General features: G+C 66.5%; 20 protein-coding genes. 8 read left to right on the top strand and 12 right to left on the bottom strand.

Translation table 11 applies throughout. The features are described 5' to 3' along the window. Positions 1 to 57: 57 nt before the first annotated feature. The 5 genes from C9412_RS04425 to C9412_RS04405 form a co-directional block, all read right to left on the bottom strand. A complete protein-coding gene (locus C9412_RS04425; RefSeq protein WP_107230504.1) occupies positions 58 to 819 on the bottom strand; it encodes a heme ABC transporter ATP-binding protein in 762 nt (253 codons plus the stop codon). Beyond that, positions 816 to 1,859, bottom strand: coding sequence for an iron ABC transporter permease (locus C9412_RS04420; protein ID WP_107230503.1), 1,044 nt, complete (start codon positions 1,857 to 1,859; stop codon positions 816 to 818). Before C9412_RS04420 ends, C9412_RS04425 begins: the two co-directional genes overlap by 4 nt. Further along, positions 1,856 to 2,902, bottom strand: coding sequence for an ABC transporter substrate-binding protein (locus C9412_RS04415; RefSeq protein WP_107230502.1), 1,047 nt, complete (start codon positions 2,900 to 2,902; stop codon positions 1,856 to 1,858). Before C9412_RS04415 ends, C9412_RS04420 begins: the two co-directional genes overlap by 4 nt. 51 nt (positions 2,903 to 2,953) lie before the next feature. Beyond that, positions 2,954 to 4,330, bottom strand: a complete 1,377-nt coding sequence (locus tag C9412_RS04410; RefSeq protein ID WP_107230501.1) for a YncE family protein — start codon at positions 4,328 to 4,330, stop codon at positions 2,954 to 2,956. Positions 4,331 to 4,452: 122 nt separating this feature from the next. Further along, positions 4,453 to 5,481 carry an alpha/beta hydrolase-fold protein gene (locus C9412_RS04405; protein WP_107230500.1) on the bottom strand — a complete coding sequence of 343 codons (1,029 nt, stop codon included), beginning with the start codon at positions 5,479 to 5,481 and terminating at the stop codon, positions 4,453 to 4,455. Between the two features lie 282 nt (positions 5,482 to 5,763). Between C9412_RS04405 and C9412_RS04400 the strand changes: the two genes are divergently transcribed. Next, positions 5,764 to 6,138, top strand: coding sequence for a hypothetical protein (locus C9412_RS04400; RefSeq protein ID WP_107230499.1), 375 nt, complete (start codon positions 5,764 to 5,766; stop codon positions 6,136 to 6,138). Between the two features lie 73 nt (positions 6,139 to 6,211). Here the strand turns inward: C9412_RS04400 and C9412_RS04395 are convergent, their stop codons facing one another. Both C9412_RS04395 and C9412_RS04390 read right to left on the bottom strand, forming a co-directional pair. Then, a complete protein-coding gene (locus C9412_RS04395) occupies positions 6,212 to 6,583 on the bottom strand; it encodes a DUF805 domain-containing protein (RefSeq protein WP_107230498.1) in 372 nt (123 codons plus the stop codon). Positions 6,584 to 6,762: 179 nt separating this feature from the next. After that, entirely contained in the window at positions 6,763 to 8,040 is a 1,278-nt protein-coding gene (locus C9412_RS04390) for a replication-associated recombination protein A (RefSeq protein WP_227199431.1), read from the bottom strand. A 302-nt stretch (positions 8,041 to 8,342) separates the two neighbouring features. On the opposite strand from C9412_RS04390, the gene C9412_RS04385 reads away from it, so the two are divergent. After that, positions 8,343 to 9,512: a hypothetical protein gene (locus C9412_RS04385; protein ID WP_107230496.1), complete on the top strand. Its 1,170-nt coding sequence runs from the start codon at positions 8,343 to 8,345 to the stop codon at positions 9,510 to 9,512. A 148-nt stretch (positions 9,513 to 9,660) separates the two neighbouring features. On the opposite strand, the gene lolA is transcribed toward C9412_RS04385, so the two are convergent. The 3 genes from lolA to C9412_RS04370 all read right to left on the bottom strand — a co-directional run bounded on the left by lolA (position 9,661) and on the right by C9412_RS04370 (position 14,756). Further along, positions 9,661 to 10,299, bottom strand: a complete 639-nt coding sequence (gene lolA, locus C9412_RS04380; protein ID WP_107230495.1) for an outer membrane lipoprotein chaperone LolA — start codon at positions 10,297 to 10,299, stop codon at positions 9,661 to 9,663. 111 nt (positions 10,300 to 10,410) lie between these two features. Next, entirely contained in the window at positions 10,411 to 12,354 is a 1,944-nt protein-coding gene (locus tag C9412_RS04375) for a DUF3857 domain-containing protein (RefSeq protein ID WP_107230494.1), read from the bottom strand. 38 nt (positions 12,355 to 12,392) lie between these two features. After that, positions 12,393 to 14,756 carry a DNA translocase FtsK gene (locus C9412_RS04370; protein WP_107230493.1) on the bottom strand — a complete coding sequence of 788 codons (2,364 nt, stop codon included), beginning with the start codon at positions 14,754 to 14,756 and terminating at the stop codon, positions 12,393 to 12,395. A 233-nt stretch (positions 14,757 to 14,989) separates the two neighbouring features. Between C9412_RS04370 and trxB the strand changes: the two genes are divergently transcribed. From trxB to infA, 4 genes are all read left to right on the top strand, one after another. Continuing rightward, positions 14,990 to 15,961, top strand: coding sequence for a thioredoxin-disulfide reductase (trxB, locus tag C9412_RS04365; protein WP_107230492.1), 972 nt, complete (start codon positions 14,990 to 14,992; stop codon positions 15,959 to 15,961). Positions 15,962 to 16,062: 101 nt separating this feature from the next. Beyond that, positions 16,063 to 17,187, top strand: coding sequence for a GNAT family N-acetyltransferase (locus C9412_RS04360; RefSeq protein ID WP_107230491.1), 1,125 nt, complete (start codon positions 16,063 to 16,065; stop codon positions 17,185 to 17,187). A gap of 127 nt (positions 17,188 to 17,314) precedes the next feature. Continuing rightward, positions 17,315 to 18,055, top strand: a complete 741-nt coding sequence (gene aat / locus C9412_RS04355; RefSeq protein ID WP_107230490.1) for a leucyl/phenylalanyl-tRNA--protein transferase — start codon at positions 17,315 to 17,317, stop codon at positions 18,053 to 18,055. Between the two features lie 86 nt (positions 18,056 to 18,141). After that, entirely contained in the window at positions 18,142 to 18,360 is a 219-nt protein-coding gene (gene infA / locus C9412_RS04350; protein WP_005409596.1) for a translation initiation factor IF-1, read from the top strand. A 166-nt stretch (positions 18,361 to 18,526) separates the two neighbouring features. On the opposite strand, the gene clpA is transcribed toward infA, so the two are convergent. After that, positions 18,527 to 20,812, bottom strand: a complete 2,286-nt coding sequence (gene clpA, locus C9412_RS04345; protein WP_107230489.1) for an ATP-dependent Clp protease ATP-binding subunit ClpA — start codon at positions 20,810 to 20,812, stop codon at positions 18,527 to 18,529. 138 nt (positions 20,813 to 20,950) lie between these two features. Between clpA and C9412_RS04340 the strand changes: the two genes are divergently transcribed. Continuing rightward, complete coding sequence (locus tag C9412_RS04340; protein WP_107230488.1) at positions 20,951 to 21,763, top strand: APH(6) family putative aminoglycoside O-phosphotransferase; 813 nt, start codon at positions 20,951 to 20,953, stop codon at positions 21,761 to 21,763. A gap of 131 nt (positions 21,764 to 21,894) precedes the next feature. Here the strand turns inward: C9412_RS04340 and clpS are convergent, their stop codons facing one another. Then, positions 21,895 to 22,221: an ATP-dependent Clp protease adapter ClpS gene (clpS, locus tag C9412_RS04335; protein WP_057496341.1), complete on the bottom strand. Its 327-nt coding sequence runs from the start codon at positions 22,219 to 22,221 to the stop codon at positions 21,895 to 21,897. A 112-nt stretch (positions 22,222 to 22,333) separates the two neighbouring features. On the opposite strand from clpS, the gene C9412_RS04330 reads away from it, so the two are divergent. Further along, positions 22,334 to 22,807 (top strand): hypothetical protein, encoded by a 474-nt coding sequence (locus C9412_RS04330; protein WP_107230487.1) that lies wholly within the window; start codon positions 22,334 to 22,336, stop codon positions 22,805 to 22,807.

Here is a 22,807-nt window from a genome sequence, read left to right as displayed (position 1 = left end):
CCGAAAGCCGCTCAGGACGACGTGAAAGACGCGGCTATTTACGACACCACCCTAGAATCAGGTCACCACCACCAGCGGCACGCCACGACGCGGATGCTCCAGCACCACTACATCCTGCTGGTAGACCCGCTGCAGGTTGTCTTCGGTCAGCACCTGCAGCGGCGTGCCATCGGCCGCCACCCTGCCTTGCTCCAGCAGCACGATGCGATCGGCATAACCAGCCGCCAGATTCAGGTCATGCAGCACCACGATCACGCACGCACCGGCCTCGGCGCAGGCACGCACGCTGCGCAGGGTGCGCTCCTGGTGGCGCAGGTCGAGCGCGGCGGTCGGCTCGTCCAGCAGCAGCAGCGGCGTATCCTGCGCCAGCACACGGGCGAACGTGGTGCGAGCCGATTCGCCACCGGACAGCTGCTGCACTTCGCGCAGGCGCAACGCCTGCAGTTCAGCGGCATCGATCGCCGCCTCCACCTGGGCATCGTCGACCACCGGGTCCGGCGGATGCGGCAAGCGCCCCATCGCCACTACCTCTTCCACGCTGAAGGCAAAACGTACGCCGTGCTCCTGCGGCATCACCGCGCGCTCGCGTGCCAGCGGCCCGGCCTTGTAGCTGTTCAATGGCTTGCCCAGCAGACTCACTTCGCCCGCATCGGCACGCAGATCGCCGGCCGCGACGGCCAGCAACGTGGATTTGCCTGCGCCGTTCGGACCCACCAGCGCCGTTACCGTGCCGGGCTCGAACGCCAGCGTGATGCCATGCAGGATCTCGCGCTGCTGGCGGCGCACCACCACTTCGTGCAACTTCAACAGCACGCTCATGGTGCCGCCTTGCGGCGCTGCTGCAGCACCAGCCAGAGGAAGAACGGCGCACCCAGCGCGGCGGAGAACAGGCCCAGCGGAATCTCCGCGGGCGGATCCAGCGTGCGCGCTGCGGTGTCGGCCACCACGATCAGCAGCGCACCGAGCAGGCCGGACAGCGGCAGCAGCCAGCGATGGCCGGGGCCAACCAGCAGGCGCGCCACGTGCGGCACCACCAGGCCGACAAAGCTGATCGAACCGGCGAACGCCACCGCCGCACCCACCAGCAGCGCACTGAAGGCCACCAGGCGGCGTCGCGTGCGGGTCACATCCAGGCCGAGGTGCTGCGCCTGGCGCTCACCCAGCGCCAGCATGTCCAGCGGCGTTGCCAGCCGTTGCAACGCCAGCACGCCGATGGCAAACAGCGGCACCACGGCGGCCACGTCGGCCCAGTTGGCACGTGCCAGCGAGCCCATCTGCCAGAACACCAGCGACTGCAGTTCGCTTTCGCTGGCGATATAGGTGAGGAAACCGATCAGCGCCGAACAGAACGCCGCCATCGCGATGCCGACCAGCAGCAGCGTCGCATTGCCACTGCCCTTGCCCGGCCGCGCCAGCGCATAGGTCAGGCCGATGGCCAAGGCGCCACCGACGAAGGCGGCTACCGGCACCAGCCAACCAGCGGCACCGGCCGCGCCGAGCACGATGGCGGCCACCGCACCCAGCGCCGCACCCTGGCTGACACCGACGATGCCCGGATCAGCCAGTGGATTGCCGAACAGGCCCTGCAGACTGGCACCGGCCATGGCCAGCGCGGCACCAACCATCGCGCCCAGCAACGCGCGCGGAATGCGCAGCTGCCAGACCACGGCCAGATCGCGCGTGCTGACCGCCTGTGGATCGACCAGGCCCAGCTTCACCCCCAGCGCCTGCATCACGTCCAGCGGTGGCAGCCGCAGCGGGCCCACGGCGAACGACGCCAGCACTGCCCCCAGCAGTGCCAGCAATGCCACCATCACCATCATCCGCCCGCGACGGCGGCGCCGATCCGCTGGACTCATGCCTTGGGCATCGCCGTGAAGGCCTTGGCCAGCGCCAGCGCACCGGCACCGGAGCCGACGCTGGTGTACTTCAGCTGCACATCCGGCATCACCCAGACCCGGTTGGCCTGCCCGGCCGGGGTCTGCTTCAGCGTCGGGTACGACTTCCACAGGCCGTCGGCACCGCCGAACAGCTGCAGGTCATGCTCGGTCACCAGGATCACCTCCGGTGCCGCGGCAACCACGCCTTCATTGCTCAGCTGCGAGTAGTTCTTCACTCCGGCTTCGGTACCGATGTTGACCCCGCCGGCCAGCGCGATCAGCTGCGCCGAAGCGCTGTCAGCACCGGCCACGGTCGGTGCACCACCGGCACCGGTGGCCGAGACATGGATCACGCGCGGCGCATGGCCCAGGCCCTTGCCCAGTGCTGCCGCCTCGTCCAGCTGGTGCTGCACCTGGGTGGCCAGCGCCTGCCCGGCCTCGGCCAGCCCGAGCGCGGCGGCGACCTTGCGCACCTTGTCCGGCGCCGGCTGCAGATCGTCGATGACCACGGCCGGCTCGCCCACTTCGCGCAGCTTCTTGGCCAGCTCGGTGTGGCGGCGCAAGCTGTTGCCGAGGAACAGCGAACCCTTCAGGCTCAGCACGCCTTCCACGCCGGTAGTGCGGTTGAACAGGAACTGGTGCGGCGCGGCCAGACCGGCCTGGGTGGTGGTGTTGGTCGGCGCGGCAAAGACCTGCTTGCCCAGCCCCAGCGCCTCGATCACCGCGATGACATCGTCGCCGCCGGCAATGATGCGACTGGTGTCGGCCACCTCGACGTCGGCGCCATCATCGGAATGCACCTTGGCCGGCAGCACGGCCGTCTGGTCCTGCACCGCCGGCATCTCGGCGCCGGCCACACGCTGCCAGCCTGCCGGCAAGGCGGCCTCGGCAGGCGCCGCAGCGGCAGCCGGTGCGGCGGGCTTGGCGGCATCGGAGGGCGCCGACGCGCCACCACAGGCGGTCAGTGCCAGCGAAACAGCCAACGGAAGCGCACACAGGCGCAGGCGGGACGCGACGTTCATGGGTCTTCTCCTTGCTGGCAGGGCGACGCCTACGCCGCCCTGCCCGGTGACTTACTGCTTCGGGGTGATGCGGGTGATGCGGTCACCCTTCGGGTCTTCGGCGCCACGCGACTTGTTCACCGCGAACACGTTGCCCTTGCCATCGGCACGGACGTGGTTCGGCAGCGTGCCGCCATCGAGATTGGCGACCACCTTGCCGTCGCCGTTGACCACGGTGACGGTGCCAGCGCCTCGGTTGCTGACGTAGGCCAGGCCGGAGGCGTCATCGAAGGCGACGTTCAGCGCGCCGGCGCCCACCGGCACATCGTGCAGCACCTTGCCGGCGGCCACATCGACGATCAGCAGGTTGTCGGTGCCCTGCGAGGCCACGTACAGGCGGTTGCGCGCAGCGTCGAAGGCCACGCCCGAGGCGCTGATCGAATTGCCCAGGTCGATGACCTTGTCGACCTTGCCGCTGGCCACATCGATCACCGCCGCTTCCGGGGTGCCTATGCTGACGGTGAACAGCTTGCCGCCCTTCTCGTCCAGCACCAGGCTCATCGGGGTGAACTTGCCGTCATCGACGCCGGACTCCAGCGTGATCTGCGGAAGCTCCTTGAGCGTCTTCGCGTCGAACACCGACAGGTGGTCCTCACCCGTGGCCGAGGCGAACACCTTGCCGTGGGTGCCATCGACCACCACGTCGCGCGCATGCGGCACGGCATCGACCGGGAACTGGTGGACCAGCGACAGGTCCTTCTGGCGGTAGACCGCGATCGAGTTCTGGCGGGTATTGGTCACCCACACATTGCCGTTGACGTCATCCACGCCCACGCCGTAGACCGCGTACACCGCACCGTTGCTGCCGCCCGGCACCTGCGCCGGGGTGATCGCCTTGGACACCTTCAGCGTCTTCGGGTCCAGCTTCAGCAGCTGCGACTGGGTGACCGGCGGACGGCCCACGGCCGAGGTCACGAATACCGCATTGCTGGCGGCGCTGTAGGCGGACTGGTACAGCCCCGGCACCAGCTTGTTGGACTGGGTGGCGAACTGCGCCTGGCCGGACAGCGGCAGCTGCGGCGACACGCGCAGCTTCAGCACCGTTGCCGCCGCCGGCTGGCTGGCACGCACCACCACCGGGTGGGTGCCCGGCACCGCATCGGTCGGGATGCTCAGCTGGGTCTTGAAGTTGCCATCGGCATCGACCACCACCGGCTGCGCGTTGAGCACACTGTCGCCACGCAGCAGGCTGACCTTCTGGCCCGGCACGAAGCCCCGACCGATCACGTCGGCGTTGCTGCCGGGAACCACATTCTCACCACGCGAGACAACCTCGCCCTTGAAGGTGGCATTGGCCGGCTGGTCGAACACCGGCTGCGCGGTGACGGTGACGGCCAGCAGCAGGCCGGCGGCGAGAGAGGTGAGACGGAGAGACGGACGGAACGACATGGAAGGCTCCTTGCACACGTAGGCCGCGCCACGTGACGCGGGATTCATCGGTTGCCTGGGCCGCTGCACGCCGGCAGCCTCGCCTGGGTAGTGGGGTCGCACGGCGATGCGTGCGTACGGATTCATTCGGCAGCGTTGTCACTGCCGTTGGGGGCGCCGTCGCCGGCACTGCGATCGGTCACGCCGTACAGCTCGTGCAGCGCAGCGTGGAACGAGGCGGGCAGCATCGGGCCATGGCCCAGGCCGTCGAACTCGCGGTACTGCACGCTCAGCCCGGGCACCTTGCCCAGGCGTTCGGACAGCTGCATGGCTGCATCGGGCGTGGCACCACCAATACGGCGCAGGTGCGCGACCACGCGCGGATTGTTCATGTCACGCTTGCCGCGATCGCCGACGCGCTCGGCACCGCCCAGCATCAGCCACAGCTTTGCCGGCTGGCCATGCACGTTCTGCACGAACTGCTGCTCCGGATCGCCCAGCGCAGCACCCTGGCTCCACCACAGCGACGGGCTGGCGGCCAGATAGGACTGGAAGGCGGCGGGGCGGGTGTACAGCGCATTGAGCACGAACAGGCCGCCCAGCGAGTGGCCCCACAGCGCTTGCTGCTGCGCATCGATGCGTGCGCGGCGCTCGACTTCCGGCTTGATGCGGCGTTCGATCACATCGAGGAAGGCCGCTGCACCGCCGCCGACGGCCTGCGTGCTGCCGCTCTCGTCATCCGCACGGTCGATCCATGCGGTGTAATCGCGGGTGCGGGCCTTCGAGTCGATACGCAGGTCGTTGTCGTAGCCGATCAGCACCAGCACCGGCGGCGCCTTGCGCGCGGCCAGCTCGGTCAGGATCGGCTGATCCAGCACCATCGCCACCGCGTTGCCGTCCAGCGCATACAGCACCGGCATCGGCGCCTTGCCCGCCTTGGCCGGGATCGCCACGTTCACCCGCCAGCGGCGCTGCTGGTCGGGGCTGTCCACCACGAACTGCTCGAAGCGATAGCTGGCGGCCGGCTCGTCGAGCACGGTGTGGCCGATCTTCTGCAGCGGGTTGCGCTGCTGCGCATGGGCATAGGGAGTGGCCAGGAGCAGACCCATCATCAAGGCGGCCAGGCCGCGGGCCAGCGGACCACGGCGCGAAGGCAGGACGAAATGCTTCATCAGCGGCAGCGGAGGCAGCCCGAAGCCGCCGGTTCACAAGGGACCGCAGTCTACCTCAAACGCGAATGATTATCACATCGATCATACGTCACACTGTGTATCACGCGCGCGACGGGCCGGTTGCACAGGAGGCGGCACTTCCCCTATTTTTCCGCCCACTGGGGCATTGGACCGCCCCACTTCCAGCGCAGCCATGGACGGCGGGCACGTTGCCGTCGTCCGGGTCGCGTTCATCCGCGCCACGACCGCCATGGGATTGGATCCCATGATTGTGAGACCCCCTTGAAGCACACCGCACTGATCGCCCTTACCCTCGGCCTGTCTGCACCGCTGGCCGCGCACGCCGCGCAGGATCTGCCCACGCTCTACCAGGCCTTTGAAGAAGCCGGCAATTCGACGCTGAGCATGGAAGAACTCAACCAGACGGTGACCTTCACCGCCGTCGCGCTGGGCGTGTCCAGCAACATGGCGGGCGAACCGCTCATCGAGGCCGGCGATGACCAGGGCAATGTCCTGGCCCGACTGACCAGCGATGATGAGCAGCAGGCGGCCAAACTGGGTGAACTGGAAGAAGGCGCGGTCTTCACCGCCAGTTGCACGCTGCAGTTCAGCTCCGGCACCGACTACCTGTCCTTCGGCGATTGCAGCCTCAAGTAACGACGAAGCCGGCGAACTGCCGGCTTCTTTTCTTTGCCACGGTAGCGTCGAGCCACGCTCGACCTACGCCATGTCAGGGGCCCGCAGGCACCGGACCGTACGCGTTCTCCTGCGGCGTACCTGGCAGCAGCGCAAAGACCAGGATCACGATTCCACCGCCCGGCACCAGCGCCAGCAGGTAGAACCAACCCGACTGGTTGCAGTCATGCAACCGGCGCACGGTGACGGCGATGACCGGCAGCAGCGTAGCCAGCCAGAACACGACGAACAGGATGATCGACGCGATGCCCAGGACGTCGGACTGCATCACCAGCGCGGTGACCAGCGGCACCATCAGCACAGCGGAGATGATCAGCAGGAACAGCTGGAACATCCAGTACTCGCGGCGGTTCGCACGACCCTCGAACTGGGCGTAGCGCTTCAACGGCAGAATCATTTCCTGCACGGCATCGTTCCTTGATAAGAGAAGCCGCGCAGTGTGCCAAATGAACGCGCGCAGGACAATGTAGAGCCGAGCCATGCTCGGCTGCCATTGCCACTGTAGAGTCGAGCCTTGCTCGACTATCGGGAACCATGAGGTGCTGCGAAAAGCAGTCGAGCAAGCTCGACTCTACGGAAGCGGGGTCAACGGCCCTTGGCGGCACGCGCGGCTTCGCGTTCGGCGCGCAGGCGGTCCAGCTTTTCCTTCAGCTTGATCTCCAGACCACGCGGCACCGGGTTGTAGTACACCCGCTCGCCCATCGCATCCGGGAAGCCTGTCTGGTCCAGCGCGATGCCGCCTTCGGCGTCGTGGTCGTACTGGTACTCGGCACCGTAGCCCAGCTCCTTCATCAGCTTGGTCGGCGCATTGCGCAGGTGCAGCGGCACTTCTTCGGTGCCGCTTTCGCGTACATCGGCCTTGGCCTGGTTGAAGGCCGCATAGCCGGCGTTGGATTTGGCGGTGCTGGCCAGGTACAGCACCAGCTGGGCGAAGGCGAGCTCGCCTTCCGGGCTGCCCAGCCGCTCGTAGATGTCCCAGGCTTCCAGCGCCATGCTTTGCGCGCGCGGATCGGCCAGGCCAATGTCCTCGATGGCCATGCGCGTCAGCCGGCGCGCCAGATAGGACGGATCGCAGCCGCCATCGAGCATGCGCGTCAGCCAGTACAGCGCAGCATCGGGATTGGAGCTGCGTACCGATTTGTGCAGCGCCGAGATCTGGTCGTAGAACTGCTCGCCGCCCTTGTCGAAGCGCCGGGTGCGATCGGCCAGCACCTGGGTCAGGGTCTGCGGGGTGATACGCCCGCCCTCCCCGCCCGCCAGTTCGGCGGCGATCTCCAGCAGGGTCAGCGCACGGCGTACATCGCCATCGGCAGCGGTGGCAATTTCCAGCAGCAGCTCCGGCGCGACCTCGATGCCCTCCTCACCCAGTCCACGCTCGCGATCGCCCAGTGCGCGCTCCAGCGCCTCGACGATATCGGTCGGCGAAACCGCCTCCAGCACGTGCACGCGGCAGCGCGACAACAGCGCCGAGTTCAGCTCGAACGACGGATTCTCGGTGGTGGCACCGACGAACAGGATGGTGCCGCGTTCGATGTGCGGCAGGAACGCATCCTGCTGCGCCTTGTTGAAGCGATGCACCTCGTCCACGAACAGCACGGTGCGCCGGCCTTCGGCGAAGCGCTGCGCCGCCTCGGCCAGCACCTGGCGCACCTCCGGCAGGCCGGACAGCACCGCGGAGATGGCGCGGAACTCAGCATCGGAATATTCGGCCAGCAGCAAGGCCAGCGTGGTCTTGCCGCAGCCCGGCGGCCCCCACAGGATCATCGAATGCACGCGGCCGGACTCGACCGCGCGACGCAGCGCGCTGTCCGGCGCCAGCAGGCGCTTCTGCCCGACCATCTCATCGAGGGTGCGCGGACGCATGCGCTCGGCCAACGGGCGCAGGTGATCCCGATCGACGCTCAGCAGATCGGGGCCAGGGAAGGAATTGGAACGATGTCTTGGCACTGGGCCATTGTACCGCGAGAGCGTGCCAACCAAGGTTGACACCTACCAAGGCCAGGTAGCGCCGGGCCTTGCCCGGCGGGTCAACTGTCGGGAATGACCATGGCCGCTGTACCCACGCCACTGGTAAGCCACTGATTCGGCGAGGCATCCTTGGTCTCAGCATCCCTCCGCGTACCCAGCTGCTGAAAATGCCGGGTTCAACCAGCCAGGACCTACGCGTGCGCGATCCAGAATCCAATGTGCTTGAGTTCGTTGCCGGCTGCGCGGTCGACGCCGATATCTACTATCTGGCTGCGGCGATTGGCCCTGGGCATGAGTACTACGACCCAGATCCCGGTCCGCCGTCGCGGATGTTCGTATTTGGTCGCACCCCTGAAGAAGAGTGGTTCCACCATGACCTGCCGGACTTCCAGGTCATGTCTGTGCAACTTGTACCCGAGAAGAACGGGCATCCTCGGCGCGTGCTCGCACTGGATTTCTATGGGCAGCTGGAACACTACTCCCGGCTTGGCGCCACGACTGAGTACATCTCGCCCGAGGGCCCCGGGTTTTCGGGCGGCCTCACTGCCCTTCGACGCGTGGGCGAAGATCTTTTCTGTTGTGGTGTGCACGGAATGATCCATCACCGCGGCGAGTCTGGGTGGAGGCAACTTCCCACCGACTTCCCGTCACCCAAACGCAGCAGTTTCGAGGACGACCTTGATTCGCTCGACTTCGACACGTGGCTTCTGTATTGCGGCCACATATTCGAACTTGACGGCACTGCCCCGCTACCCACTGACCCGGTCGAACGCGAAGCCGAGCTGCGTAGGAAGTTCGACGAAACGCGGAGTCAGCTGGCCCATGCCCACAAGGACCCTGAACGCAGCAAGTGGCTCGCCAGTCTTGACGTGCCAAACGTGAACGACCTCTGTGGAACCGGCCTCACAGATCTCTACGCAATCGGCTCTGATGGCTTGATTGCACATTGGAATGGTTTGAACTGGACACTGCCCGAACAAGTCACCACCTCGGACCTGTTTCATGCCTGCAGAACCGACCAGGGCCGCCTCATCTTCGTGGGCAAAGAAGGCGCCATCGTTTCGGGAGACATCGCCACTGGGTTTGAGCTTGTGCAGCTCGACGTGAGCGAAGGGGTCCATTTCGGTACCGCCTGCCAGTACGGGCAGAAAATCTATCTCGGCACGGAAACTGACGGGCTGTACGTCTACAGCCTGGAGACCGGCGTGGTTGCGCCCTTGCTGGAAGGTATCCCGGACGAACTGAGAGATGCGACGATCGTTGACATCAGCTCCGTCGGCAGCGTTCTGTGGGTTCTGACGCCGTGGGACTTGATGCGATTTGATGGCGCCACGTGGCAGGTGATCGTTCATCCGGACAACGGATGAACGAGCCGAATGCGTGCCAACCAAGGTTGGCAGCTACCAGAGTCAGGTAGCGCCGGGCATGCCCGGCGGATCAAGCCTGTGCCAACCAACGGTTGGCACCCACCGACACAGGAGGATTGGCACCCACCAGATCATTTCCACCCGGAGATCAGTTGCCGATGACGTCGGTGCCCTTCGGCGGGGTGAAGCTGAAGGTGCCGGCGGCGAAGCCCGGGTTGCGCTTCCAGCCACTGAAGGTGATCACGGTACGCTGGCCGACAGCATCGGTGATCTCCATCTTGGCCAGGCCCTGTGCGTTGAAGCCCAGCGCGGCGTACTGGAAGCTGGCTTCGGTATCGCGCTTGGGCGACAGCGACAGCCACTGCAGGCCGTCGCGCTGCGCCGCTTCTTCGCTCAGGTCGTACTGCTGTTCCAGCAGCGCCGGGTTGATCAGTGCGGTCAGCGGGCTGTTCTGCTCTTCCTTGCCCTGCTCGCGCACGGTGGCCTGCTCCAGGTCCGGCTCGTACATCCAGACCTTCTTGCCGTCGGCCACGATCAGCTGTTCGTGCGGGCGCACGTACTCCCAGCGGAACAGGCGCGGCGCCGACAGCGCCACGCGGCCGCTGGTCGATTCCTTCACCTTGCCCCGGCTGTCGAACACCTGCTGGCTGAACTGGCCATCCAGGCCCTTCAGGCCGCTGGTGAAGGTCTTGAGGTTATCGCGGGCGCCGGCCCAGGCACTGCCAGCGGCGGCACAGGCCACAGCCAGGGTGGTGGTGGCGAGGAAACGGCGGAAGCGGAAGTTCATGCGGAAATCCTGTGGGCGCGAACGCCAGGAAAGGTAGTGGCCAGTGTGCCCGTAGAAACATGAATGGGCGATCAGGGCGACATTATGCCGCCCCGAACGTCCATCGGCGATTCAGCCGCCGGCCGCCGGCAGCTTGCCGTACAGCACCTGGCCACGGAAGCCGCGACGCACCTCGCGGTACAGCGCGCGGAACGCGGCGTAGTCCTGTGGCTGGCACAGCGCTTCCGGGCCACGCACCGCGTTCTGCTGCAGGCGATGATGAACGGTCACTTCCTGGCCCTGCCGGCTCCACTCCACCCGGTAGTCGCCAGCGGCATTGCTGAAGCGCTGACTGGCCGGAATGGCGATGATCGGCGCATTGGCCGGGAACTGCAGGCGGTAGGTTTCTTCGCGCAGGCTGGCGTTGCAGTAGAACGGCGTTTCGTTGGCCGGCGCCGAGGCGGTGGCGTAGAGGCCACGCACCGATTCGCCGCCCGGCGGATCGGGCACGGCCATGCCGCCGGCCACGCTGAAGTCGGCGTAGTCCTCGGCCTGGAACGCCATGCGATAGCCGAACGGCCGCGTCAGGTCGACCGGCACGCCCTGGATCTGCAGCTGCCCTCGCCCATCGAAACCGGACGCGGCCATGATCTGCTCTTCAGCGCGCGCACGGTTCTGCGCGTTGAGCTGGGAGAACTGCGCGCGCATGCCGATCTCGGCGTTCTCACCCAGCTTCGGAACGGTCTCGCCGCGCAGGTTGCCGTTGACATCGAACGTGAAGCGCACCTCCATCGAGGTGGCATTGCGCTGCGGCGTGTTGGCCGGGGTGCGCGCCAGCGTGGCGTCGCGCGTGCGCATCACCGGCGCGCCGAGGTCACCTTCCGGCAGCTGGCCGAAACGCGCCCACGCGGTGGTCGAATCCAGATACAGATCAAATTCGGGAATGTAGGTAATGGCGTGGTTGAAGCGGCCCAGCACCGGAATCTTCGGCAGCGTAGGTCCACCGCCGGCACCGATCAGCACCGGCGAACTGGCGATGCCCTTGGCCGCCAGCAGTGCCTCCAGGATCGTCACATGGTCCTTGCAGTCGCCATAGTGGTTGTCGAGGATGCTCTGCGCGCTGTTCGGCTCCAGACCGCCATTGCCCAGGTACACCGCCACATAGCGGATGTTCTGCGCCACCCAGCGGTACAGCGCATCGGCCTGCGCGCGGCGGTCGCTGATGCCAGCGGTGACCTGGTCGGCCAGCGCCTGCAGTTCCGGCGTGACCTGCGCGGCCGGGCCTGCCTTGAGCTGGTAGGCACGCCCCATCTGCGACCAGTCACGATAGGTGCTGGCCATGATGTTCGGGCCGAACTCCCAGCCGGCCGCCGACCAGTTCTGCGCCGGCATGGCTTCGCGGCGCTGGTAGTGCCAGCGCCACTGCGCCTGGCCATTCTTCACCACCGGGCGATCACTGCCCTGCACGCCGCGGCTGTCGACGAACATCGGCAGGTTGGCCGGCGCACTCAGGGTGACCTCGGCGTCCTCGTATTCGGTGAACACATTGAAGGTCTCCCACAGGCCGAAGTAGCCGGGGAAGTACGGCGTGGCCTGGGTGCGTCGCACCTGGTAGTACAGGCGCGTGCCCGGGGCCAGGTTCGGGAACACGATCACCCGCACCTTGCGGTCGGCGTACATCGCCGCCGAGGCGCTGGAGTAGCTTTCCTGGGTGTAGATGCGGTCGGCCGGCACGTCGCGGCGCTGGCCGTCGGCGGTGATGGTGTAGGCGCCAAGCACTTCCAGCGTTTCCATCTTTTCGCTGTAGCTCAGCCGCACCTGGCTGAACTGCTCGACGGCGGCCTTGGTCTTGAGCAGCACCTCGTAGGTTTCGGTCTGCACATTGCCCGCATCCGGCCGCACCTGGTAGTCGGCGCGGTAACGGACAATGCTGAAGTTGTTGCTGGCTTCGGTGTCGCCGCTGGTGGAAGGCGGCGCCGTGGCGGGCGCGGAGGTGGCGGTATCTGCCAGTGCCGGGCCGGCAGCCATCAAGGCTGCCAGCGCCAGTGCCAGCGCGCTGGGGACGGGGTGAAGCATGCGTCGGTTCCTTGGACGTCGTGGGGGTACGTCGGGTCTTACTTCGGCGGCGGCGGTGCCAGCACCGTGCGGTCGCCGTTGTGTTCGGGCGCACTGACCACACCGGCCGCTTCCATGGCCTCGATCAGTCGCGCCGCGCGGTTGTAGCCGATCTTCAGCCGGCGCTGCACGCCGGAAATCGAAGCGCGGCGGGTCTCGGTGACCACCCGCAGCGCTTCGTCATACAACGGGTCGGACTCATCACCGCCGCCGGAACTGGTCTCCGGCAGGCCGGTGGCGCCAACGACCACGCCGTCACCCATGGTCTGCACTTCGTCCAGCACGCCGTCGATGTAATCGGCCGGGCCCATCGCCTTGAGGTGCTCGACCACGCGATGCACTTCCTCGTCGGAGACGAAGGCGCCGTGCACGCGCTCAGGCAGGGCGGTGCCCGGCGGCAGGTACAGCATGTCGCCGTGGCCGAGCAGGGTTTCCGCGCCGGACTGGTCGAGGATGGTGCGCGAGTCGATCTTGGAGCTGACCTGGAAGGCGATACGGGTCGGGATGTTGGCCTTGATCAAGCCGGTGATCACGTCCACCGACGGGCGCTGCGTGGCCAGGATCAGGTGGATGCCGGCCGCACGTGCCTTCTGTGCCAGGCGCGCGATCAGCTCTTCCACCTTCTTGCCGACGATCATCATCATGTCGGCAAATTCGTCGATGAAGATGACGATGAACGGCAGCGTCTCCAGCGGACGCGGCGCCTCGCCCAGTTCCGGGTTCGGCTTGAACAGCGGATCCATCAGCGGCTGCCCGGCGTCTTCGGCTTCCTTCACCTTCTTGTTGAAGCCGGCCAGGTTGCGCACGCCCACCGCGCTCATCAGCTTGTAGCGGCGCTCCATCTCGGCCACGCACCAGCGCAGGCCGTTGGCGGCCTCCTTCATGTCGGTGACCACCGGCGCCAGCAGGTGCGGGATGCCCTGGTAGACGCTCAGTTCGAGCATCTTCGGGTCGATCATCAGCATCCGCAGGTCTTTCGGCGAAGCCTTGAACAGCAGGCTCAGCACCATCGCGTTGACCGCCACCGACTTGCCCGAACCGGTGGTACCGGCCACCAGCAGGTGCGGCATGCGCGCCAGGTCGGCCACGGTCGGGCGGCCGGCGATGTCCTTGCCCAGCGCCAGGGTCAGCGCACTGGCCGACTTGTCGTATTCCTTCGAGCGCAGCAGCTCGGACAGGAAGATCATCTCGCGGGTGACGTTGGGGATTTCCAGGCCGATCACCGACTTGCCCGGAATGACGTCGACCACGCGCACCGACTTCACCGACAGGCCACGCGCGATGTCCTTGTCCAGCGAGCTGATCTGGCTGACCTTGATGCCCGGCGCCGGTTCGATCTCGAAGCGGGTGATGACCGGGCCGGGATTGGCGCCAACCACCTGCGCGTCGATGCGGAAGTCCTTCAGCTTGAACTCGATCTGCCGCGACAGGGTCTCCAGCGTCTCCTCGTCGTAGCCCTTCGGCTGCGGCTTGGGGTCGTCCAGCAATGCCAGCGGCGGCAGGTCCGAGCCGTCACCGTTGACGCCCCGGAACATCGGGATCTGGTTGTCACGCTTGGCGCGGTCGCTCTTCTCGATCACCGGCTCGGGACGCGGCTCGATCTTCACCGGCTCGCGCTTGGCGCGCACCTCGGCATCGGCCTTGCGCACTTCCTGGCGCTCCTCGCGCATCACCCGGGTCTGCTTCCACTCGGTGACTTCTTCCTTCTTGCGCTCCAGCAACGGCGCCAGCGACATCACGCCGCGGCCGATCTTCTCCATCACGCTGAACCAGGACAAGCCGGTGGCCAGCGTGATCGAGGCCAGCAGCAGCACCAGCACGAACAGGTTTGCACCCAGCGCGCCGAAGCCCACCGTGAGCGAATTGCCGACCAGCTTGCCGAGGATGCCGCCGGCACTGGAGACATCACCACTGAACAGCCGCACGTGCAGGAAGCCGGTGCCGGCGATCAGGAAGCCGACCAGGCCGACCAGACGCAGCGCCGGGTCCAGATCGTTCTCGCCCTTGCTCTCGCGCTTGAGGCCGAACATGGCGATCCACGCCAGCGCGCCCAGCACCACCGGCAGCAGGAAGGCGATGTAGCCGAACAGCTGCAGCAGCACGTCGGCGATCCAGGCCCCTGCGCGCCCGCCCATGTTGTGCACCGGCGCGACCACGCTGCCGGTATGCGACCAGCCCGGGTCGGTGGCTGAATAGGTGAACAGACTGGCCGCCAGATACAGCAGCGCTGGTGCGATGGCGATCAGGCCAAGGTCGCGCCAGAGCCGCTGGCGGCGTGGATTGTCGGTCGTCGCCGCCGCGGCCGTGCGACGTGACGCCTTGCTGTCGTCGGACTTGGAGCGTTCGGGGACCTGCTTCGCCACCTTAGACCATACCTTTGGAATGCGCTGTTAGTGATTGATAATAAATGAGACGGCGTCAGTTTTCAGTTATGCGACGCACTGCGGTGTCTGTGGGGCGCCCGAACCACCGCTGGACAACGGCGTTCTGTTCATCGGCTTGAATCGCCCTGCCCCAGCCGCCACTCTATGACCTGCCATGGATGCTGCGCAAACATCGCCAGCGCCTTGTCCCATCTACCTTTTCGCGAGTTTACATGAGCACCAGCCTGCCCTCCCGCCATCAGCGTCTTGTCATCCTTGGTTCCGGCCCGGCCGGCTGGACCGCCGCCGTCTACGCCGCCCGCGCCAACCTGAAGCCGGTGGTGATCACCGGTCTGCAGCAGGGCGGCCAGCTGATGACCACCACCGAGGTGGACAACTGGCCGGGTGACGCCCACGGCCTGATGGGGCCGGACCTGATGGCGCGCATGCAGGCCCACGCCGAGCGTTTCGAGACCGAGGTCATCTTCGACCACATCCATACCGCCGACGTCTCCCAGCGCCCGTTCAAGCTGATTGGCGACAGCCATGAGTACACCTGCGATGCCCTGATCATCGCCACCGGCGCCACCGCCAAGTACCTGGGCATCCCCACCGAAGAAGCCTTCAAGGGCCGCGGTGTGTCCGCCTGCGCCACCTGTGACGGCTTCTTCTACCGCGACCAGGACGTGGTCGTGGTCGGCGGCGGCAACACCGCCGTGGAAGAGGCGCTGTACCTGTCCAACATCGCCCGCAAGGTCTATCTGGTGCACCGCCGCGACACCCTGAAGGCGGAAAAGATCATGCAGGACAAGCTGTTCAAGAAGGTGGCCGAAGGCAAGATCGAGACCGTCTGGCACCACCAGGTGGAGGAAGTGCTGGGCAACGATGCCGGCGTGACCGGCGTGCGCGTGAAGTCCACCCTGGACGGCAGCACCCGCGACATCGACGCCCACGGCTTCTTCGTGGCCATCGGTCACCACCCGAACACCACCCTGTTCGACGGCCAGCTGGCGATGAACAACGGTTACCTGGAGATCCGCTCGGGCCTGGGCGGCAACGCCACCCAGACTTCGGTGGAGGGCGTGTTCGCCGCCGGCGACGTGGCCGACCAGCACTACCGCCAGGCGATCACCTCGGCCGGCTTCGGCTGCATGGCCGCGCTGGACGCCGAGCGCTTCCTGGATGCCGAAGGCAAGGCCAGCTGAAACGCTGACCCGCTTCGGTAGCGTCGAGCCATGCTCGACCCGGATCAAGGGCCGACGCCAACGCGTCGGCCTTTTTGTTTCACCTGCCCTATCCTTCCTCCATGCCTTCGCCCCGTTTCCTCGATTCCCTGCAGTCCATTGCCGCCACCGACTGGGACGCCCTGCATGATGGCCGCAACCCCTTCATCAGCCACGCCTTCCTGGCCGGACTGGAAGCGCACGGCTGCCTGCGCGAGGACTGGGGCTGGCAGCCCCGGCACTTCACGCTCTGGGAGGGCGATGCTCTGATCGGCGCCCTTCCGGGCTACCTGAAGACCAATTCGCACGGTGAGTTCGTGTTTGACCATGCCTGGGCCAACGCCTACGCCCGCCACGGCCGCGACTACTACCCGAAGTGGCTGGGTGCGGTGCCGTACTCGCCGGTGACCGGGCCGCGACTGCTGGCCCGCGACGATGCCGCACGTGCCGCGCTGTTGCCGGCACTGCGCCAGCAGCTGCCCGCGCTGGGCGTGTCATCGGCCCACATCAATTTCCACACCGCCGCTGACGAGGTCGTGTTCGACGATGACTGGCTGCTGCGCGAGGACGTGCAGTTCCAATGGCAGAACCCCGGCGACTGGGCCACGTTCGAGCAGTTCCTGGGCGCGATGGATCACAAGCATCGCAAGAACATCCGCCAGGAGCGGGCCAAGGCCGCCCGCCAGGGCATCCGCTTCCGCGTGGTGCATGGAAATGAGGCCAGCCGTGCCGACCTGCAGGCGATGTACCGCTTCTACCTGCAGACCTTCCTCGAGTACGGCAACGCACCGGCGCTGACCGAGGCGTTCCTGCGCCATCTGGCGATCGCACTGGGTCGCGGGCTGGTGATGTTTCTGGCCGAGCAGCAGGGTGAGCCGATTGCCGGCGCGCTGTGCCTGCGCGGCGGCGACACCCTGTATGGGCGCTACTGGGGAGGCGCGACCCGGCCCGGCCTGCACTTCGAGGCCTGCTACTACCAGGGCATCGAATATTGCCTGCGCGAGGGCCTCACCCGTTTCGAGCCCGGCGCGCAGGGCGAGCACAAGCTGGCACGCGGCTTCCTGCCCGCCCGGGTGCGCAGCCGCCACTGGGTAGCCGATGCGGAGTTTGCCGACGCCCTGCAGGACTGGTGCCGGCAGGAGCGGGGCGACGTGCGTCGTTACCAGCAGGAGCTGCTGGGGCACAGCCCGTTCCGCGCGGAGCCGTAGCGTCGAGCTTGCTGGACGTGCCAACCAAGGTTGGCACCTACCGGGGCATTGTAGCGTCGAGCTTGCTCGACTGACGTGCCTACCGGAACCGGAGAAGGTAGGCACCCTCCCCCGTTACACTGCGTGCATGACCCGCCCGCTGCCCTGGCGCCTGGCCGATGCGCCGGACGCGCCCTTTCCCCCGGCCGAGACCGCGCTGCGCCAGCCCGATGGCCTGCTCGCCGTCGGCGGTGACCTGCACCCGTTGCGCCTGCTCAACGCCTATGCCGGCGGCATCTTCCCGTGGTTCAGCGAGGGCGAGCCGATCCTGTGGTGGTCGCCCGATCCACGCATGGTGTTCCGCACCGACGGCGTGCACCTGTCCAGCCGTTTCCGGCGCCAGCTGCGCGCCAGCCCCTGGGAGGTCACTGCCGATGTGGCCTTCAGCCAGGTGATGCGCGCCTGCGCCACCACCCCGCGCCCCGGCCAGGACGGCACCTGGATCAGCCCGGCCATGGTTGACGCTTACAGCCAGCTGCACGACCTGGGCTTTGCCCATTCGTTTGAAGTGTGGGACCGGCAGACCCTGGTCGGTGGCATCTACGGTGTGGCGATCGGCGCGATGTTCTTCGGCGAAAGCATGTTCAGCGGCGCCAGTGGCGGCTCCAAGATCGCATTGGCGGCGCTGGCGGCCACCCTGCGCGGCTGGGGCTGGGAACTGATCGATGCGCAGGTGGAGAATCCACACCTGCTGCGGATGGGCGCAGTGCACCTGCCGCGCACCGTGTTCCTGGATCAGGTGCGCCAGGCGGTGCGCCGCGAGGGCCGTGAAGGCGCCTGGACCCAGGCCGTCGGACGCCTGCCGGCGAAGCGTTTGGCCGAGGGTTAACGCAAACTTTGCAAGCTGGCCGCATCACGCGTAAAATACCGCGCCTTAGGCCCAGCGTGGCCGTTTTCTGAACCGCACAGGACTACATGTCGAAAGACGATTCCATCGAGTTCGAGGGCACCGTCAGCGAGACGCTGCCGAACACCACTTTCCGCGTTCGCCTGGAAAATGGGCACGAAATCATCGCCCACATCTCCGGCCGCATGCGCAAGAACTACATCCGCATCCTCACCGGTGACCGGGTCAAGGTTGAAATGACCCCGTACGACCTGACCAAGGGTCGTATCACCTACCGCATGAAGTAAGCGGTCGGCGCCTGGCGCCACTTCGACAAGGCCAGCCCTGGTTGCTGGCCTTTTGTCATGCCCGCAATCCGGCCCTGCCGGAGGTCATCGTGACCGGCAGACACGACAAGGGCGGCCGAAGCCGCCCTTGTCCTTGCATGACTGCCCGCGCAGGAAACCGGCCGGCTTACTCCACCGTCACCGGCAGCAGGCGCTCCGGCTCGGCCTGGGTCTCCACCACCAGCTCGTCGTCGCGGACATCGATGCTGACCTTGCCGCCGTTGACCAGCTTGCCGAACAGCAGCTCGTCGGCCAGCGGACGCTTGATCCTGTCCTGGATCACACGGGCCATCGGCCGCGCACCCATCAGCGGGTCGAAGCCGTGGTGGGCCAGCCAGTCGCGCGCGGTCGGCGTGGCCGACAGGCTGACGTGCTTCTCCTGCAGCAGCATCTCCAGCTCGATCAGGAACTTGTCGACAACACGCAGGATGTGCTCGAAGCCCAGCGGCTGGAACTGCACCACCGCATCGAGGCGGTTGCGGAACTCCGGCGTGAACGCGCGGCGGATGGTCTCCATCGCATCGGTGGCATGGTCCTGCTTGGTGAAGCCGATCGAACGCCGCGAGGCCTGTGCCGCGCCAGCATTGGTGGTCATCACCAGCACCACGTTCTTGAAGTTGGCTTCACGACCGTTGGTATCGGTCAGCACGCCGCGGTCCATCACCTGCAACAGGATGTTGAAGATGTCCGGATGCGCCTTCTCGATCTCGTCCAGCAGCAGCACGCAGTGCGGGGTCTTGACGATCTTTTCGGTCAGCAGGCCACCCTGGTCGAAGCCGACGTAGCCCGGGGGTGCACCGATCAGGCGGCTGATCGAATGCGGCTCCATGTACTCGGACATATCGAAGCGGACCAGCTCGATGCCCAGCTGCAGCGCCAGCTGCTTGGTCACCTCGGTCTTGCCGACACCGGTCGGGCCGGCGAACAGGAAGTTGCCGATCGGCTTTTCCGGGTTGCCCAGGCCCGAACGGGCCAGCTTGATGGCCGATGCCAGGGTGCCGATGGCCGGGTCCTGACCAAAGATCACCATCTTCAGGTTGCGCTCCAGGTGCTGCAGCACGTCCTTGTCGGTGGCACTGACCTGCTTGGCCGGGATGCGCGCCATCTTGGCCACGATCGCCTCCACCTCCTCGACGTCGATCAGCTCCTTGCGCTGCCCTTCGGGCAGCAGGCGCTGGCGCGCGCCGGCCTCGTCGATCACGTCGATGGCCTTGTCCGGCAGCAGGCGGTCGCCGATGTGCTTCACCGACAGGTCCACCGCCGCCTGCAGCGCCTCGTCCGAATAGGTCACGCCATGGTGCAGCTCGTACTTGGACTTCAGGCCCTGCAGGATCTCGTAGGTCTCGCCCACCGTCGGCTCGACGATGTCGATCTTCTGGAAGCGGCGAGCCAGGGCGCGGTCCTTCTCAAAGATGCCGCGGTATTCCTGGAAGGTGGTCGAACCGATGCAGCGCAGCTCGCCGGAGGCCAGCGCCGGCTTGATCAGGTTGGAGGCATCCATGGTGCCACCGGAGGCCGAACCGGCACCGATGATGGTGTGGATCTCGTCGATGAACAGCACCGCGTTGGGCACCTTCTTCAGTGCGGTCAGTACACCCTTCAGGCGCTTCTCGAAGTCGCCGCGGTACTTGGTGCCGGCCACCAGCGCGCCCAGGTCGAGCGAGTAGATCACCGCATCGGCCAGCACGTCGGGCACCGAGCCTTCGACGATGCGGCGGGCCAGGCCCTCGGCAATGGCGGTCTTGCCCACGCCGGCCTCACCCACGTACAGCGGGTTGTTCTTGCGGCGGCGGCACAGGACCTGGATGGTGCGCTCGATCTCGTCGGCGCGACCGACCAGCGGGTCGATGCGACCGGCCCGGGCCTGTTCGTTGAGGTTGCTGGCAAACTCGGTCAGCGCGTCGCCCTTGGGCTCACCCTCGCCGCCCTCCATGCGGCCTTCGCCCTCGGAGGACGAGGACGGCTGCTCGCCCTCCTCACCCAGCTTGGCGATGCCATGGGACAGGTAATTGACCACGTCCAGCCGGGTGACATCCTGCTGGTTGAGGTAATAGACGGCGTGGGAGTCCTTCTCACCGAAGATGGCCACCAGCACATTGGCGCCGGTGACTTCCTTCTTGCCCGAGGACTGCACGTGGTAGACGGCCCGCTGCAGCACGCGCTGGAAGCCCAGGGTCGGCTGGGTATCGCGTCCGTCATCTTCGGCCAGGCGGGACACGGACGCCTCGATGGCCTGCTCCAGCTCCTGGCGCAGGCGTTCGGCGTCGGCCCCACAGGCCTTCAGGACGGCCTGGGCGGACGGGTTGTCGAGCAGTGCCAACAGCAGGTGTTCGACCGTCATGAACTCATGCCGGGCCTCACGGGCGCGCTTGTAGCACTGGCCGATGGTGTGTTCGAGGTCTTTGCTGAACATGGATTACTCCGGCGGCAGATGGGGACAATATGCGGCCTGACTACGCGATTTCCATCACCCTAGCGGATTGCTGCGTTCAGATGGCGTTAGCAGTGCAGATTGCTTGATCTTCATTCACTCCAGGACGACCCTGCCAGCATGAGCGAACCCTACCTGAGCCGCTGGCGATTGCGGCGTGATGGCGCGGCCATCGAAACGCCCCGCGCCCGGCTCTGGCCGGTGCTGACCCCGGCCGGCGTGCCAGCCATGCTCAAGGTCAGCGACGAGCCTGAAGAGCAGAACGCCCATCGACTGCTGCGCTGGTGGGACGGCGACGGCGCCGCCCGCCTGCTGGCCCATGAGGGGCCGGCCATCCTGATCGAGCGTGCCGCCGGCGACTCGCTGCGGCAGCGTTCGATCGATGGCGACGATGACACCTGCACCACCCTCCTGTGCCAGGTCCTGCAGCGGCTGCACCGGCCACGGAGCACCGCACCCAGTGACCTGGTCTGCCTGCGTACATGGTTCGCCGACCTGCTGCAGCCAAGGGCGGCGTTGCCGCCACTGCTGGAACAGTGCAGATCGCTGGCGCTGGGTTTGCTGCAGGACGAGCAGGAGATCCGGCCACTGCATGGCGACCTGCACCACGACAACGTGCTGGATTTCGGCGCGCGCGGCTGGCTGGCGATCGACCCGAAGCGGCTGATCGGCGATCGCGCCTTCGACTACACGACACTGTTCAGCAACCCGGACCTGTGCGGCCCGGGCATCCACGTCGCCACGCGGCCGGAGCGGTTTGCGGCGCGGCTGCAGCAGGTCGGCGCGCTGTCCGGCATCGAACGCCGTCGCCTGCTGCGCTGGATCGCGGCCAGCATGGGCCTGTCGGCGGTGTGGTTCCGCGATGACGGCGACCCGGCCGACATCGACGAGGCGGTGGCGAAAATGGCGCTGGAGGCGCTGGCGGAGGCATGATCCAAGGTGGGTGCCCACCTTGGTGGCAGACCAAGCGTCGGGCATCGCCATACCCGCCCTGGTAGGTGCCCACCTTGGTGTGCACAGCCGAGCGTGGGCTCGGCTCTACAATCTTCCGGATCGGCAGCCGGTCAGGCCTTTTCCATCGTGCACAGCAACGGATGCTGGTTCATCCGCGAATACTCGTTGACCTGGGCGACCTTGGTCTCGGCCACTTCGCGGGTGAACACCCCGCACACCCCGCGGCCGCGGGTATGCACATGCAGCATCACCTGCGTGGCCTTGTCCAGGTCCATGCTGAAGAACTGCTGCAGCACGTCCACCACGAAATCCATCGGGGTGTAGTCGTCATTGAGCAGCATCACCTGGTAGAACGGCGGCGGCGCCACTTCCGGGCGCGCGGGCTCCACGGCAATACCGTGTTCGTGATGGGAATCGGGGGAAGACTCGCGAGGCATCCGTCCATTATAGGGCCTGTGCCGAGCCTGCGTCGGCCCGCCGCAGATTGGACGGCACGGACGCCCCCCGTCACAATTGCACCTTCTTTCAAATCCGCTTCACAGGATCTTCATGAAAAGGACGCTTCTGCCCGCCCTGCTGCTCGGCCTGGCCGCGACCGGCTCCGCCGTGGCCGCACCGGAGGCCGACAAATCCGTAGCCCGCCATCTGGACAAGCTGGGCTACACCTACGAGGTCGACGTGGACGGTGACTACCGCCTGGTGTTCGACGTCGAAGGCGACCGCACCCAGATGGTCTACGTGCGTTCGGCGGTGGAGGATTTCGGCAGCCACAACATCCGCGAGATCTGGTCGCCGGCGTACACCGCCACGGCCAAGCAGTTCCCGGTGGCCGTGGCCAACCGCCTGCTGGAAGATTCGCAGGACGCCAAGATGGGCGGCTGGGTGAAGCAGGACAACACCGCCATGTTCGTGGTGAAGATCGATGCAGACGCCACCCCGGACCAGCTCAGCGACGCCATTGATGCGGCCATCCGCACCGCCGATGCGATGGAGCTGGAACTGACCAAGAAGGACGATTTCTGA

The organism is Stenotrophomonas sp. Nf1 (assembly GCF_003028475.1).
Classification (GTDB): Bacteria; Pseudomonadota; Gammaproteobacteria; order Xanthomonadales; family Xanthomonadaceae; genus Stenotrophomonas.
The sequence above is the reverse complement of the archived record's forward strand: the minus strand, read 5'-3'. Positions and strand labels throughout refer to the sequence as shown.